Origin of the sequence: Pseudomonas sp. AD21 (genome assembly GCF_002878485.1) — a bacterium.
Taxonomy (GTDB): domain Bacteria; phylum Pseudomonadota; class Gammaproteobacteria; order Pseudomonadales; family Pseudomonadaceae; genus Aquipseudomonas.
On sequence record NZ_NQYG01000003.1, the window covers coordinates 36,413 to 50,413 of the forward strand.

General features: G+C 61.1%; 15 protein-coding genes. 7 read left to right on the forward strand and 8 right to left on the reverse strand.

Going from position 1 to position 14,001, the window contains the following annotated elements; genetic code table 11:
• Positions 1 to 10: 10 nt before the first annotated feature.
• The 4 genes from PseAD21_RS02390 to PseAD21_RS02405 all read right to left on the reverse strand — a co-directional run bounded on the left by PseAD21_RS02390 (position 11) and on the right by PseAD21_RS02405 (position 2,756).
• Positions 11 to 685, reverse strand: coding sequence for an urease accessory protein UreF (locus tag PseAD21_RS02390; RefSeq protein ID WP_102354338.1), 675 nt, complete (start codon positions 683 to 685; stop codon positions 11 to 13).
• Positions 682 to 1,182: an urease accessory protein UreE gene (gene ureE / locus PseAD21_RS02395; RefSeq protein ID WP_102354339.1), complete on the reverse strand. Its 501-nt coding sequence runs from the start codon at positions 1,180 to 1,182 to the stop codon at positions 682 to 684. Before ureE ends, PseAD21_RS02390 begins: the two co-directional genes overlap by 4 nt.
• A gap of 303 nt (positions 1,183 to 1,485) precedes the next feature.
• On the reverse strand, positions 1,486 to 2,118 hold the full coding sequence (locus tag PseAD21_RS02400; RefSeq protein ID WP_102354340.1) for a TetR family transcriptional regulator: 633 nt from the start codon (positions 2,116 to 2,118) through the stop codon (positions 1,486 to 1,488).
• Between the two features lie 173 nt (positions 2,119 to 2,291).
• Entirely contained in the window at positions 2,292 to 2,756 is a 465-nt protein-coding gene (locus tag PseAD21_RS02405; RefSeq protein ID WP_102354341.1) for a hypothetical protein, read from the reverse strand.
• Between the two features lie 385 nt (positions 2,757 to 3,141).
• Between PseAD21_RS02405 and PseAD21_RS02410 the strand changes: the two genes are divergently transcribed.
• Positions 3,142 to 5,217, forward strand: coding sequence for an AsmA family protein (locus PseAD21_RS02410; protein WP_102354342.1), 2,076 nt, complete (start codon positions 3,142 to 3,144; stop codon positions 5,215 to 5,217).
• A 103-nt stretch (positions 5,218 to 5,320) separates the two neighbouring features.
• Here PseAD21_RS02410 and PseAD21_RS02415 read toward each other — a convergent pair whose 3' ends face one another.
• Positions 5,321 to 5,854, reverse strand: a complete 534-nt coding sequence (locus PseAD21_RS02415; protein WP_102354343.1) for a bacterioferritin — start codon at positions 5,852 to 5,854, stop codon at positions 5,321 to 5,323.
• A 100-nt stretch (positions 5,855 to 5,954) separates the two neighbouring features.
• Complete coding sequence (locus PseAD21_RS02420) at positions 5,955 to 6,905, reverse strand: LysR substrate-binding domain-containing protein (RefSeq protein WP_178082082.1); 951 nt, start codon at positions 6,903 to 6,905, stop codon at positions 5,955 to 5,957.
• Positions 6,906 to 7,014: 109 nt separating this feature from the next.
• Between PseAD21_RS02420 and PseAD21_RS02425 the strand changes: the two genes are divergently transcribed.
• The 3 genes from PseAD21_RS02425 to PseAD21_RS02435 all read left to right on the forward strand — a co-directional run bounded on the left by PseAD21_RS02425 (position 7,015) and on the right by PseAD21_RS02435 (position 8,941).
• Positions 7,015 to 7,653, forward strand: a complete 639-nt coding sequence (locus tag PseAD21_RS02425) for an FMN-dependent NADH-azoreductase (protein WP_102354345.1) — start codon at positions 7,015 to 7,017, stop codon at positions 7,651 to 7,653.
• Positions 7,654 to 7,959 carry a multidrug efflux SMR transporter gene (locus PseAD21_RS02430; protein WP_102354346.1) on the forward strand — a complete coding sequence of 102 codons (306 nt, stop codon included), beginning with the start codon at positions 7,654 to 7,656 and terminating at the stop codon, positions 7,957 to 7,959. It abuts the gene before it with no gap.
• A gap of 91 nt (positions 7,960 to 8,050) precedes the next feature.
• Positions 8,051 to 8,941, forward strand: a complete 891-nt coding sequence (locus PseAD21_RS02435) for a triacylglycerol lipase (protein ID WP_102354347.1) — start codon at positions 8,051 to 8,053, stop codon at positions 8,939 to 8,941.
• 119 nt (positions 8,942 to 9,060) lie between these two features.
• Here PseAD21_RS02435 and PseAD21_RS02440 read toward each other — a convergent pair whose 3' ends face one another.
• Positions 9,061 to 9,948, reverse strand: coding sequence for a DMT family transporter (locus tag PseAD21_RS02440; protein WP_102354348.1), 888 nt, complete (start codon positions 9,946 to 9,948; stop codon positions 9,061 to 9,063).
• 96 nt (positions 9,949 to 10,044) lie between these two features.
• On the opposite strand from PseAD21_RS02440, the gene PseAD21_RS02445 reads away from it, so the two are divergent.
• The 3 genes from PseAD21_RS02445 to PseAD21_RS02455 all read left to right on the forward strand — a co-directional run bounded on the left by PseAD21_RS02445 (position 10,045) and on the right by PseAD21_RS02455 (position 12,530).
• The gene (locus PseAD21_RS02445; protein ID WP_102354468.1) at positions 10,045 to 10,839 is read left to right on the forward strand and encodes a helix-turn-helix transcriptional regulator; all 795 of its coding nucleotides are present in this window, start codon (positions 10,045 to 10,047) and stop codon (positions 10,837 to 10,839) included.
• Between the two features lie 63 nt (positions 10,840 to 10,902).
• Complete coding sequence (locus PseAD21_RS02450) at positions 10,903 to 11,208, forward strand: PsiF family protein (protein WP_025111807.1); 306 nt, start codon at positions 10,903 to 10,905, stop codon at positions 11,206 to 11,208.
• Positions 11,209 to 11,516: 308 nt separating this feature from the next.
• Positions 11,517 to 12,530, forward strand: a complete 1,014-nt coding sequence (locus tag PseAD21_RS02455) for an AI-2E family transporter (RefSeq protein ID WP_102354349.1) — start codon at positions 11,517 to 11,519, stop codon at positions 12,528 to 12,530.
• A 114-nt stretch (positions 12,531 to 12,644) separates the two neighbouring features.
• On the opposite strand, the gene PseAD21_RS02460 is transcribed toward PseAD21_RS02455, so the two are convergent.
• On the reverse strand, positions 12,645 to 13,919 hold the full coding sequence (locus PseAD21_RS02460) for an Hsp70 family protein (protein WP_102354350.1): 1,275 nt from the start codon (positions 13,917 to 13,919) through the stop codon (positions 12,645 to 12,647).
• Between the last annotated feature and the right edge of the window lie 82 nt (positions 13,920 to 14,001).

The window sequence follows — 14,001 nt, forward strand, 5'->3', positions numbered from 1 at the left end:
ATGACAGGCCCTAGGAACGGAACAGGCGGCTGTACTGGCGCTCATGCGCCATGCACGCCAGGGACAGGCCGAACGCGGCGCTGCCGATGTGTTCGGGATTGATACGGGTAGCGTCCTGCTGCGCCTGTTGCAGCAGCGGCAGTAATTCGCTGGTCAGGCGCTGGGCGGCTTGCTGGCCCAGCGGCAGGGTTTTCATCAGCACCGCGAGCTGGTTTTCCAGCCAGCTCCACAGCCACGCTGCGAGGGCGTCTTGCGGGTTGATGCGCCAGGCGCGGGCGGCGAGTGCCCAGCCGAGCGCCAGATGTGGCTCGACGCATTGCTCGAGAAAGCTGCGGGCCGGCGTGTCGAGTTCCGGTAAACCGTTGAGCAACTGCTGCAACGAGTAACCCATCTGCCGGCTCTCCAGGTGCAATTCGCGGGTCTCGCGGCTGGCGCGATGGGTTTCGCAGATGCGCCGCAGCTCATCCCAGTTTTCCTCGGCCGCCGCCTGACAATGCGCGAGCAACAGTGGCGCTTCGAAACGGGCGAGGTTGAGCAGCAACTGATCGCTGATCCAGCGGCGGGCGCTCTCCGGATTGTTCACGCGGCCGTTATCCACCGCCATTTCCAGACCTTGCGAATAGCTGTAGCCGCCAATCGGCAATTGCGGACTGGCCAGGCGCAGCAGCGCCCAGGCCGGATTCACAGGCGTACGCCGAACTGATGGAGTTTGGGCGCGTAGTTGAAGTCTTCGTCGCCGTGCCGCGAATGGTGATGGCCACCGCCATAGGCACCGTGTTCTGGCTGGAACGGCGCTTCAATCGCCTCGACCTGCGCGCCCAGCTGTTCAAGCATGGCCTTGAGCACATAGTCGTCGAGCAGGCGCAGCCAGCCATTGCCGACTTGCAGGGCGACGTGGCGGTTACCGAGGTGATAGGCGGCGCGGATCAGCTCGAAGGCATTGGCGCAGGTGACGTGCAACAGTTGCTCGGGGCGGGCGCAGACACGAACGATGCGGCCGTCGTCGGCCTGTAGGCATTCGCCGTCATACAACGGTGACTGGCCTCGCTCCAAAAACAACCCGACGTCTTCGCCATCGGCACTGAAACAGCGCAGGCGGCTCTTGCTCCGCGCTTCGAAGGTCAGGTGCAACTCGGCGGACCAGACAGGTTGAGGGTCGATTCTGCGGTGAATCACCAGCATCGGAAAGCTTCCAGCAGTGGACAGGTAGGGAGGGCTAGAGCAAGGGGCTTGCCAACCGCATGAGATGTAGGAAATCCCTGTCGGAGCGTAGTGGATGTTTCAAGATGTTGCGGAATTTTGGAAGGTTTTGGTGCGTGAAGATTTTTCCATGCACCAATTTATGGCTACCACGCAAAGCAATGTAGGAGTGAGCCTGCTCGCGATAACGGTGTGTCAGGCAGCAAATACTTCGACTGATAAACCGTTATCGCGAGCAGGCTCACTCCTACAGGGGGGGATTTGTGGTAGATCCGGAAGAGGGAATTACTCGGTACTGCCCAGCCCTTGCCAGTGCTTGAGGCCGATAAAGATGAAGCGCAGTTGCTGGGTGATCTTCGCTTGTGGCGTCAGATGTTCCGGCAGGGCTTCGGCGGGTGGGTCGATGATGTCCGGCAGTGTGGCGAACACCGATTTGACGATCAGGTCGGCCATCACGCTCAGGCCGGCAGCGTCCAGATGTTGCAGCTTGGGCATCAGCGTCAGGTCGGCCGCGAGGTCGGCGCTGATGTTCTCGCGCAGACGGCCAATCGCCTGGCGCACCGGCTGCGAGCCGCCGTACTGCTCGCGGGCGAGAAACAGGAACTGCGAACGGTTGGCGCTGACCACGTCGAGGAAGATCCGCACCGAGGCATCGATGATGCCGCCCATGACGAATTCATTGTGGCGCACCAGGCGGATGGTCGCGCGGAAGGTCTGGCCGACTTCACTGACCAGCACCAGACCCAACTCGTCCATGTCGGCGAAATGCCGATAGAAACCGGTTGGCACGATGCCCGCGGTCTTGGTCACTTCGCGCAAGCTCAGGCTGCCGAATCCTCGGCCGCTTTCCATCAAATGGCGGGCAGCGTCCATCAGGGCATTGCGGGTCTGTTGTTTCTGTTCGGCGCGGGGCAGCATCGCAAAGGCGTTTTCTTCGGCGGGACAAGCGCCGCACTCTAGCAAATCGGCTTTGTCGGCGTCGAACGGCAGGGGATATTCAGCGAGGTAAAATGCAGTCTTGCGGTTGCCGGAGCTGAAAAAGTCAAAAGCCCAATCGGGTGATTGGGCTTTTTTTCCAGGCCGCCACGGGCTTAGCTCAAAGCGCTGTTGCGTTCGATCACACGGTCACCACCACCTTCGGCCAGAGTTTGACCTTGTGGGGTTTTATCGTAGCCATCAGAAGCCAGGGTCTGACCTTGTGGGGTTTTGTCGTAGCCGTCAGAAGCCAGGGACTGACCTTGTGGAGTCTTGTCATAGCCGTCTTGAACCAGACCTTTCTCTTCCAGGCGATCACGGCCACCTTCTGCTACAGCTTGACCTTGTGGAGTCTTGTCGTAGCCATCTTGTACCAGGCCTTTTTCTTCCAGACGGTTACGGCCGTTTTCAGCCAGGGTCTGACCTTGTGGAGTACGGTCGCCGCCGTCAGCAGCAACAGTCTGGCTGAATACCGAGTGGTTCGATTTCACTTGTGGGGTAGCCTGATCGGCAGCGGGCAGAGCGAAAGCAGTGCTGGCTAGCATCGACAGGGTAAGGCTGAGCAGCAATTGGCGTTTCATGATGGGTTGCTCCTTGGGAGGGCGATAAAGTGGGTACGAAGCCAATGCTACTCTCGATAAGTCGATATAAAAGTTCATAAACGCAATGGTAATAATCAACAGAATTGATTGTTCCACTGAGGCGCTCTATCTCGGGCGTTTGCGGACGGTGGTTTTGCACCGCAGTGGGTATTTTCGACTCACTCGCGCCTCGCAAATGTGCGGGTGGCGGTAACGCTGTTCGACCAATCGGTCAGCATTCGGGCGATTTTTTGCCCCGGAATCTATATTCCGATTAAACCTGCGCACTGTTTGCCAGTCGTAGAATTCATGAGGGCCGCTTTGGCCCGTCGTTTCAGCTGTGCGTCGCGAAGTCGGCGTGCGGTCGTCATCAGGAGTCTTGTGCATGACGCGCACCGGGAAAATCTTCAGTTGGACCTTCGCCACCCTCGTACTGCTGCTGGCGGTGCTGGTTCTGATCATCGTGTTCTTCGATTGGAACCGGATCAAACCGCCGCTCAACGCCAAAGTCTCGGAAGAACTGCATCGACCGTTTGCCATCAATGGCAACCTCGCGGTGATCTGGCAGCGCGAGCCGGACGAGGGTGGCTGGCGGGCCTGGGTGCCGTGGCCGCACGTGGTCGCTGAAGACTTGACGCTGGGCAATCCGCAGTGGTCGAAGCAGCCGCAGATGGTCACCCTCAAACGCGTGGAACTGCGCATCTCACCGCTGGCGCTGCTGGCACAACGGGTGACGATCCCGCGCATCGACCTGACCGAACCCAACGCGCAACTGCAACGCCTGGCCGATGGCCGCGCCAATTGGACGTTCAAGTTCGATCCGAAGGACCCGAACGCCGAACCGTCCAGTTGGGTGGTGGACATCGGCGCGATCGGCTTCGACAAGGGCCACGTCACGCTGGACGATCAGACGCTGAAGACCAGCCTGGACGTGGTGATCGATCCGCTGGGCAAACCGATTCCGTTCAGCGAGATCGTCGGTGACAAAGCTGCGAAGACTGCGCAGGACAAGGGCGCTGCACCGCAGGATTATGCGTTCGCGCTGAAGGTCAAAGGCCAGTATCACGGTCAGAACCTTACCGGCCAGGGCAAGATCGGCGGGCTACTGGCGTTGCAGGACGCGAACAAACCGTTCCCGCTGCAGGCCCAGGCGAAGATCGGCGCCACCAGCATCGAACTGGCCGGCACCCTGACCGACCCGCTCAACCTCGGCGCCCTCGATCTGCGTCTGAAACTGGCCGGTGCCAGCCTCGGTAACCTCTATCCGCTGACCGGCGTGACCCTGCCGGACACGCCGCCGTATTCCACCGACGGCCATCTGATTGCCAAACTGCACGACGCTGGCGGGGCGAAATTCACCTACGAGCAGTTCAACGGCAAGATCGGCAGCAGCGATATTCACGGCGATCTGACCTACGTCGCCAGCCAGCCGCGGCCAAAACTCAGCGGTGCGCTGCTGTCCAATCAACTGCTGTTCGCCGACCTCGCGCCGCTGATCGGCGCCGACTCGAATGACAAGCAAAAGGCCCGCGGTGGCGAGAGCAAACAGCCGACGGACAAAGTGCTGCCGGTCGAAGAGTTCAAGACCGACCGCTGGCGCGCGATGGACGCCGACGTAGAGTTCACCGGCAAACGCATCGTGCACAGCGAAAAACTGCCGTTCACCGACCTCTATACCCACCTGAAACTCAATGACGGCGAACTCGGCCTCGAGCCGCTGCGCTTTGGCGTGGCCGGCGGCAATCTGGATGCGCAGATCCGCCTCAACGGCCGCACCGAACCGCTGGAAGGCCGGGCCAAACTGACCGCCCGAGGCTTCAAGCTCAAGCAGCTATTCCCGACCTTCGAACCGATGAAAACCAGCTTCGGTGAGCTCAATGGCGACGCCGACATCAGCGGTCGCGGCAACTCGGTGGCCAAGCTGCTGGGCGGCGCCAATGGCAACCTCAAGATGCTGATCAACGACGGTGCGATCAGCCGCGAGCTGATGGAACTGGCGGGGCTCAACGTCGGCAACTATGTGGTTGGCAAGATCTTTGGCGACAAGGAAGTGAAGATCAACTGCGCAGCAGCCGACTTCGACATCAAGACTGGCCTGGCGACTACACGCCTGTTTGTCTTCGATACCGAGAACGCGATCATCTATATCGACGGCACGGCGAACATGGCCACCGAGCAACTGGACCTGACCGTGACCCCGGAATCCAAGGGCTGGCGTTTGATCTCGCTGCGTTCGCCGTTGTACGTGCGTGGCAAGTTCATCAAGCCGGATGCTGGCGTGAAGGCAGTGCCGCTGTTGCTGCGCGGCGCGGGAATGGTCGCGTTGGGCGTGATCGCCGCACCGGCAGCGGGGCTGCTGGCGCTGGTGGCGCCGAGCGGTGGTGAGCCGAATCAGTGTGCACCGTTGCTGCAGCAGATGAAGGCGGGCAAGGCGCCCGTCACCGTCAAGCCAACGAAGTAAATCTTCAGCGTTTGTAAAAGCGTCATCGCGAGCAGGCTCACTCCTACAGGTACAGCGCAAAACTTGTAGGAGTGAGCCTGCTCGCGATAGCGGTATCGAAGGTTCAGAGGTCTTTCAGAATGTCGGCCATGTCATCCGCATGCTCTTCTTCCTGCGCCAGGATGTCTTCGAAGATGCGCCGGGTGGTCGGGTCTTTTTCGCCGATGTACTGAATGATTTCGCGGTAGCTGTCGATGGCGATCCGCTCTGCCACCAGGTCTTCGTAGACCATTTCCTTCAAGGTGTTCCCGGCCACGTACTGGGCGTGGGACATTTTCGACAGCAGGTCCGGATTGAACTCCGGCTCGCCGCCCAGTTGCACGATGCGCTCGGCCAGACGGTCGGCGTGTTGTGCTTCCTGGGTCGCGTGTTCGAGGAATTCGTTGGCGGCCACATTGGCTTTCAGGCCGTTGGCCATGAAGTAGTGACGCTTGTAGCGCAGGACGCAGACCAGCTCGGTGGCCAACGATTCATTGAGCAAGCGCAGCACTTCCTCACGGTTGGCGCTGTAGCTCTCGGTTACCGCGCCGTTCTCGACGTGTTGCCGTGCGCGCTCGCGCAGGGTTTTTACATCAGACAAATGCAGGTCATCGCTCATTTCGATCTCCAGGAGGCTAATCCAATGGGCGCCACGCTCTACAGGCGTGATCGCGTACCCAAGTTGTGAGTCATGCGCGATGCAAAAAGTTTTATCGGTTTTACCCGGGGCTCCCTGTTGGCGCTGCCGAAGGCTGCGATCTTGGCGTCAGCCCGGACAACACGGCTTCTGCCTGTAACCAGGTAAAAAACGCCCGCACCGGCGGATGCCGTTCGCGCCCCGGCACGCACAGCGCGCTGTAACCCGCGCCATCGACCTGCACCTGGCCCTTGTATGGCACCAGCAAGCCACTGGCGACGCTTTCGGAAACCAGAATATTGCTCGCCAGCACCAGGCCTTGCCCGGCAATCGCCGCCTGCAGGGCGTAATGCTCTTCGTCGTATTCGCGGATTGCCGGGTGCTGCTTCAGCCAGTGTTCGCCAGACCGCGCGCACCACGCCTCCCAGCCATGGGCAAAGAGCTTTGAGTTGTGCCAGCGCACGCTGATCAGCGCCGGCGTGCGCCGGGCGGCCAGCGCCACCTGCTCCGGCGATCCATACACCCCGAATGACTCATCGAACAGGCACATCCCGTAGAGATTGGGGTAGTCGTCGAGGCTGTAGCGCAACACCAGATCGACGCTGGCGTCCTGATGCAGGTCGATGACTTCGCAGTGGGTGTCAAGCCGCACGTTGATGTTCGGGTGTTGCGCATAAAACCGCCCGAGGCGCGGCACCAGCCACAGCGCGGCGAACGCGGCGGTGGTTGACAGCGTCAGGCTGCTGCCGCTGCGCTGCGGGCGCAGGGTGTCGACGCTTTGCGCCACTTCCAGCAGCGCGCCGTGCAGGCTGCGAAACAGTCGCTCACCGCCCTCGGTCAGGCGCACCTGACGCGGCAGGCGTTCGAATAGCGCCACGCCGAGCCAGTCTTCCAGCGAACGGATCTGATGGGAGATCGCGGTGGGCGTGACCGACAACTCTTCGGCGGCGGCCTTGAAACTCAGCAGGCGCGAGGCGGACTCGAAGGCGCGCAGGGCGGTCAGCGGCAACGAAGCGAACATTGGAAACTCCATGGATGAAATGGATTCATCCCGACTGATTTTTACTCATTTGAAGAGACGCAGTGACGGGCCGCAAGCTGCAAGCCACAAGCAGTTTGATTCTAGTCCGGAGCAAATACAGATGAACAGGATTCTTGCGATTCATGCCAGCCCACGGGGTGATCGTTCGCACTCACGGCGCCTGGCGGAAAGTTTTCTCAGCGCCTGGCAACTGCGCCACCCGCAGGCTCAAGTCACCCGTCGCGAAGTCGGACGGGCGCTGATTCCAGCAGTCAACGAGGCGTTCGTGGCAGCGGCGTTTTACCCGGAGCCGCAAGCGCGGCCGTTGTCGATGCGGGCCGATCTGGCGCTCAGCGATCAACTGGTCGGCGAGTTGTTCGAGCATGATCTGCTGCTGATTTCCACGCCGATGTACAACTTCAGCGTGCCCAGCGGCCTCAAGGCCTGGGTCGATCAGATCGTGCGCCTGGGCCTGACCTTCGATTACACCCTGGACAACGGCGTGGCCCAATACACGCCGCTGTTGCAGGGCAAGAAAGCCCTGATCGTCACCAGCCGTGGCGGTTTCGGCTTCGGCCCGGGCGGTGAACTGGAAGCGCTGAACCATGCCGATCCATGGTTGCGCACGGCGCTGGGGTTTGTCGGCATCAACGACGTCACCGTGGTCGCGGCCGAGGGGGAAGAGTCGGCAGAGCGCACCTTCGCGGTGTCGGTGGCCGAGGCCGAGCAACGTTTGCTCGACCTCGCCCGGGCGTTCTAGATGGCCTGGCTGTTCCTGCTGATCGCCGCCGGGTTCGAAGTCACGTTCGCCATGGGCATGAAGTACGCCGAAGGCTTCACCCGCTTGTGGCCGTCGGTGATCACCGTGGTGGCGGCCGTTGGCGGGGTCTACTTCCTGACGTTGGCGATGCGCGAGTTACCGGTGAGCGTTGCCTATCCGATCTGGACGGCAATCGGCTCGCTGGGCACGGTGTTTCTCGGTTTTGCCTTGCTCGGCGAAAGCCTGACGCTGGTAAAACTGCTGTCGGTGGGACTGATTGTGGCGGGGGTGGTGGGCCTGAAGTAGGCTGGTCGTGGCGTTGTCATCATCGTGGGGGATGCTTGGCGGGCGTTTTGCACGTCTGGCATCCACTCAGCGACCACAAGGATGTTTGCCCATGTCACAAGGTACGGCGACACGTTATCCACTGGTGCTGGTGCCGGGCATGCTCGGGTTTATCCGGCTGCTGCTGTACCCGTACTGGTACGGGATTATCAAGGCGTTGCGCCGCGGTGGTGCAACGGTGATCGCGGTGCAGGTGTCGCCGCTCAATTGCACCGAGGTGCGCGGCGAGCAGTTGCTGGCGCGGATCGACGAGATTCTGCGCGAGACCGGCGCCGCCAGAGTCAATCTGTTCGGCCACAGTCAGGGTTCGCTGACCGCCCGTTACGCTGCGGCCAAGCGACCGGATCTGGTTGCGTCGGTGACCTCGGTGGCCGGGCCCAATCACGGTTCGGAACTGGCCGACTACCTGCAAAAACATTACCCGGCGGACAGCGCCAAGGGCCGCCTGCTTGAGGCGCTGCTGCGTTTTGTCGGCTCGCTGATGGCGTTGCTGGAAACCGGTTACCACGGGCCGAAGCTGCCGGTGGACATCCACGCCTCGCATCAATCGCTGACCAGCGAAGGGGTGGCGCTGTTCAATCGGCGTTATCCACAGGGCCTGCCCGAGACCTGGGGCGGGCACGGACCGGAAGAGGTCAACGGCGTGCGGTATTACTCGTGGTCAGGGACGCTGCAACCGGGCAAGACCGATCGCGGCGGCAACCTGTTTGACGGCACCAATCGCAGTTGTCGGTTGTTCGCGACAACCTTTGTGCGTGAGCCAGGGCAGTGTGACGGGATGGTCGGGCGGTATAGCTCGCACCTGGGCACGGTGATTGGCGACGATTACCCGTTGGATCACTTCGACATCGTCAACCAGTCGCTGGGGCTGGTGGGCAAGGGCGCGGATCCGGTGCGGCTGTTTGTCGAGCATGCGGCGCGGCTCAAGGCTGCCGGCGTGTGAAGGTCAGTTACACCGCGTTATCGTTCTTCGCGAGCAAGCCCGCTCCCATATTTGGAATGCATTCCACCTGATGGAACTCGGTCGAATGTGGGAGCGGGCTTGCTCGCGAAGAGGCCTGATCAGGCGACGCTGAGTTTGCGGCCTAGAACGGTGGTCCAACGCTCGGAAAGAATCACCCCGCCCAAGGTCAGCAAACCTCCGACCAAGTGGTACATCGCCAACTCTTCCTTCAACACCACCGCGGCAATCAGCGCGGTGATCAGCGGCAGCAAGTTGAAGAACAGTGTCGTGCGGCTCGGTCCCAGACGCTGCACCGCCTGCATCCACGCCAGCGGCGCGAGCATCGACGCCAGCAGGCACGCGTACAGCACCAGCGGAATGTTCTGCACGGTCAGGCCGGTTTTCGGCGAGGCGGCATACAGCGGAAACAGCACCACAATCGCCACCAGCACCTGCAGGTACAGCAACACCAGCGGCGGCAGGCGCAGCTGCCATTTTTTCAGCAAGGTGCTGTAGATCGCGTAGGCGAGGGTGGCGATCAGCATCATCGCGTCACCCAGGTTCACCCCGTGTTGCAGCAGCGCGCCGAGGCTGCCGGATGACACCACCACCAGCACGCCGGCGAACGACAGCACCGCGCCGAACAATGCACCGGCGGTCAGGCGCTGGCCGAGGCTGATGATCGCCATGGCCAGCGACATCAGCGGCATCAACGACAGAATGATGCCCATGTTGGTCGCGGTGGTCAGGGTGGCGGCGAAGTAGGCCAGGCTCTGATAGATCGCCATGCCGAGCACGCCGAGGACGAAGATCTTGCCCAGGTTCGGGCGGATCTGCGGCCAGTGGGTGACTACCGCTTTGAGCATGAAAGGCGTGAACAGCAGGCCGGCGAGCAGCCAGCGGTAAAAACCGATCTCGGCGGGGAAGATCGCCCCGACGGCCAGTTTGTTGATCACGGTGTTGCCGGCCCAGATGAAAATCGCCAGCAAGGGAAACGCGTATTGCATGGGTTAAAACCATAACGTTGATGAACGGTGATTATCTCCTGTCTGGATGCAGCCCTATACTGCGAACCGGACAACCTGCCTCTGAAACCGGACAGCATGAACAGTAAACACATCGATCTGCTGGATTTCAGCGAACTGCCGTCAGCGGTGTACTTTCGCTACGCCGACTTCAACACCCATGAATACGCCGCTCCGCACCGCCATCCGTGGGGCACGCTGGAGTATGCGGCCCACGGCGTGTTGCACATGGACGTCGACGGCAGCCGCTTCATGTCGCCGCCGCACTACGCGGTGTGGGTGCCGCCGCAGGTCGAGCACAGTTTCTACAGCCACCAGCCGGTCAATTATCGCGCGGTGTGCCTCGATGCCAAGGTCTGCGCCGATCTGCCGGCACGCGCCTGCACGCTGGCGATCAGCGACATCCTCAAGGCGATCCTCAAGGACTTCGCCGCCCGCGATGTGCAAATCCCCGAACTCGATGCCGATCAGCGTCTGGCCCAAGTGCTGGTTGATCAACTGCAGCAAGCGCCGGTGCATGAATGCTATCTGCCGTACGCGAGCCATCCCGGGTTGCTGGCGATTCTCGACGCATTGCAGGCCGATCCGGGGAGCAATCAGCCGCTGGCGCACTGGGCGGCGCAGGTGCACGTCAGTGAGCGCACGCTGGCCCGACAGTTCGTGCGCGAACTGGGGATGAGTTTCGGCGAATGGCGCCAGCGTCTGCGCTATCTGGCAGCGATCGAGGCACTGGAAAGCACAAGGAGCGTGCAGGAAATCGCCTTCGATCTGGGTTACAGCAGCGGCTCGGCGTTTATCGCCATGTTCGCCCGGCAGGCCGGATGCACGCCGGAGCAGTATCGTCGCAGCCATCAGGAAGGCAGGAAGGTGTAACAAGATTTGGCTACACTTCAGCAGAGGTCGCACCCATCGGTGCGGCGACAAGGAGAAAACTCCATGAAGATGTTGCGTGTCCCTTTGTTGATGATCGGTCTGCTCCTGTGTTCCCAGGGTTTCGCCGCCACGGCGCAACAGAACAAAATGACCACCTGCAATGCCGACGCTACCGCCAAGAGCCTCAAAGGCGATGAGCGCAAGACTTTCATGAGCACCTGCCTCAAGGCAGCACCGGCGGCCAACGACGCCAAGACCCTGACCCCGCAGCAGGAAAAAATGAAAACCTGCAACGCCGACGCGAAAACCAAAGCCCTGACCGGCGATGCGCGCAAGACATTCATGAGTGATTGCCTGAAGAAAAAATAACTCCCTGATCTGGTGGTGAGCGTGCCGGCCTCATCGCGAGCAGGCTCACTCCTACAGGGGAACGTATTTCAAGTGTAGGAGTGAGCCTGCTCGCGATGGCGTCTGCTGCAGCACCGCCAATCTCAAACCCTGCATAACCCGGGTGTTGCCACATTGGTGGTGAATGCTGCAGTTCCAATGTGGGAGCGAGCTTGCTCGCGAAGAGGGCGCTAATGTCAGCGACAATCTCAAAACCTGCATATTCCTAGTGCTCTCTCGGGAACGCTGGCAGACTGCCAATCCTTTTACGCCGTTCGTTTTGAGGCTGTATGCCAACGTTTTCTGAGCGTCATGTTGTGTTCTGGGTCAGTTGCATCATCATTTGCGGCGGGTTGCTGCTGGCATTGCCGTTGCGCTTGTTGCCCAGTCTGCTGGCCGGTTTGCTGGTGTTCGAGCTGGTCAACATGCTCACCCCGCAACTGCAACGGCTGATCGAAGGCCGGCGCGCGCGCTGGCTGGCGGTGGCGCTGCTGGGCACGTTGGTGGTCAGCGTACTGGCGTTGATCTTCGCCGGCGCTATCAGTTTTCTCCTGCATGAAGCGGAAAATCCCGGTGCCTCTCTCGACAAATTCATGGGCGTGGTCGATCGCGCTCGCGGTCAACTGCCGCCATTTCTCGACAGCTATCTGCCCGCCAGCGCCGCCGAGTTCCGCGTGGCCATCGGCGATTGGGCAAGCAAGCACCTGGCCGACCTGCAACTGGTCGGCAAAGACGCGGCACACATGTTCGTCACTTTGCTGATCGGCATGGTGCTCGGCGCGATCATCGCCTTGCAGCGCATTCCCGACGTGACCAAACGCAAACCGCTGGCCGCCGCACTGTTCGACCGTCTGCATCTGCTGGTCCAGGCCTTTCGCAATATCGTCTTCGCGCAGATCAAGATTTCCCTGCTGAACACCTTCTTCACCGCGATCTTCCTTGCGGTGATCTTGCCTCTGTTCGGCATCAAGCTGCCGTTGACCAAGACCCTGATCGTCCTGACCTTCCTGCTCGGCCTGCTGCCGGTGATCGGTAACCTGATGTCGAACACGCTGATTACCATCGTCGGCCTGTCGCTGTCGATCTGGGTGGCGGTGGCGGCGCTGGGCTATCTGATCTTTATCCACAAGCTCGAGTACTTCCTCAACGCGCGCATTGTCGGCGGGCAGATCAGTGCCAAGTCGTGGGAGTTGCTGCTGGCGATGCTGGTGTTCGAAGCCGCATTCGGCCTGCCGGGAGTGGTGGCGGGGCCGATTTATTACGCGTATCTGAAGAGTGAGTTGAAGCTGGGCGGGATGGTCTGATCCAGGCTTTGTAGCGTCTGAGCCGCCCCTTTCGCGAGCAAGCCCGCTCCCACAGGATCACACCGAACCTGTGGGAGCGGGCTTGCTCGCGAAGGGTGCACCGCCCATTTTGGATCAGTTCACCGAGCCGTAACGCTTCATCGCCTCAATCGCCAACCCGCTGCCAATGCTGCCAAAGATATTGCCTTCAACATGACGCGCATTCGGCAGCATCGCCGAGACGCTGTTGCGCAGTGCCGGGATGCCGCTGGAACCACCGGTGAAGAACACCGTATCGATCTGACCCACCGCCACGTTGGCGTCGTTCAACAACTGCGTGACGCTGCCGCGCACGCGTTCCAGCAAGGCGTCGATCGACGATTCGAACAAGGCGCGGCTCAGTTCCACGCTCAGGCCTGGCTCGATCCGGTCCAGCGGTACATGGCGGCTGTCGGTGTGGGTCAGCTGGATCTTGGTTTCTTCGACCTCCATCGCCAGCCAGTGCCCGGCGCGCTGTTCGATCAGCTTGAACAGTCGGTCGATGCCGCCGGTGTCCTCGATGTCGTAGCGCATGCTGCCCAGCGCCAGGCTGGATTTTTGCGAGTACACCGAGTTGATGGTGTGCCAGGTCGCCAGGTTCATGTGGTGGCTGGTCGGCATGTAGGCGCCGCTCTTCATCCGGCTGCCGTAGCCGAAGAGCGGCATCAGGCCTTGCAGGCTCAGCTGTTTATCGAAGTCGGTACCGCCGATATGCACGCCGCCGGTGGCGAGGATGTCGTCGTGGCGGTTGTCCATGCTGCGACGCTCGGGCGACAGACGCACCAAGGAAAAGTCGGACGTACCACCGCCGATGTCTACGATTAGTACCAGCTCTTCTTTTTCGATGGTCGACTCATAGTCGAACGCTGCAGCAATCGGTTCGTACTGGAACGACACATCCTTGAAGCCGAGTTTGCGCGCGACTTCCACCAGGGTGTCTTCGGCTTCCTGGTCGGCCAGCGGATCGTCATCGACGAAGAACACCGGGCGGCCCAGAACCACGTGTTCGAACTCTCGACCGGCAGCCGTTTCGGCGCGGCTCTTCAATTGGCCGATGAACAGCCCCAGCAAGTCCTTGAACGGCATCGCGGTGCCGAGGACGCTGGTGTCGTGCTTGATCAGCTTGGAACCCAGCAGGCTCTTGAGCGAGCGCATCAGCCGGCCTTCGTAGCCTTCCAGGTACTCGTGCAGCGCCAGGCGACCGTAAACCGGGCGGCGCTCCTCGATGTTGAAGAAGACCACCGACGGCAGGGTGATTTTGTCGTCTTCCAGCGCGATCATCGTTTCCATGCCGGGGCGCAGCCAGCCGACGGTGGAGTTGGAGGTGCCGAAGTCGATGCCGCAGGCACGGGCTGGAGAGGCGTTGTTCATGTCTTTCGGGTTCCGGTCAAAAAACGGCCGCGCAGTGTATGTCAGTGCGCGACAGATTCGAAGGCCGGTCATCTGCTATTTC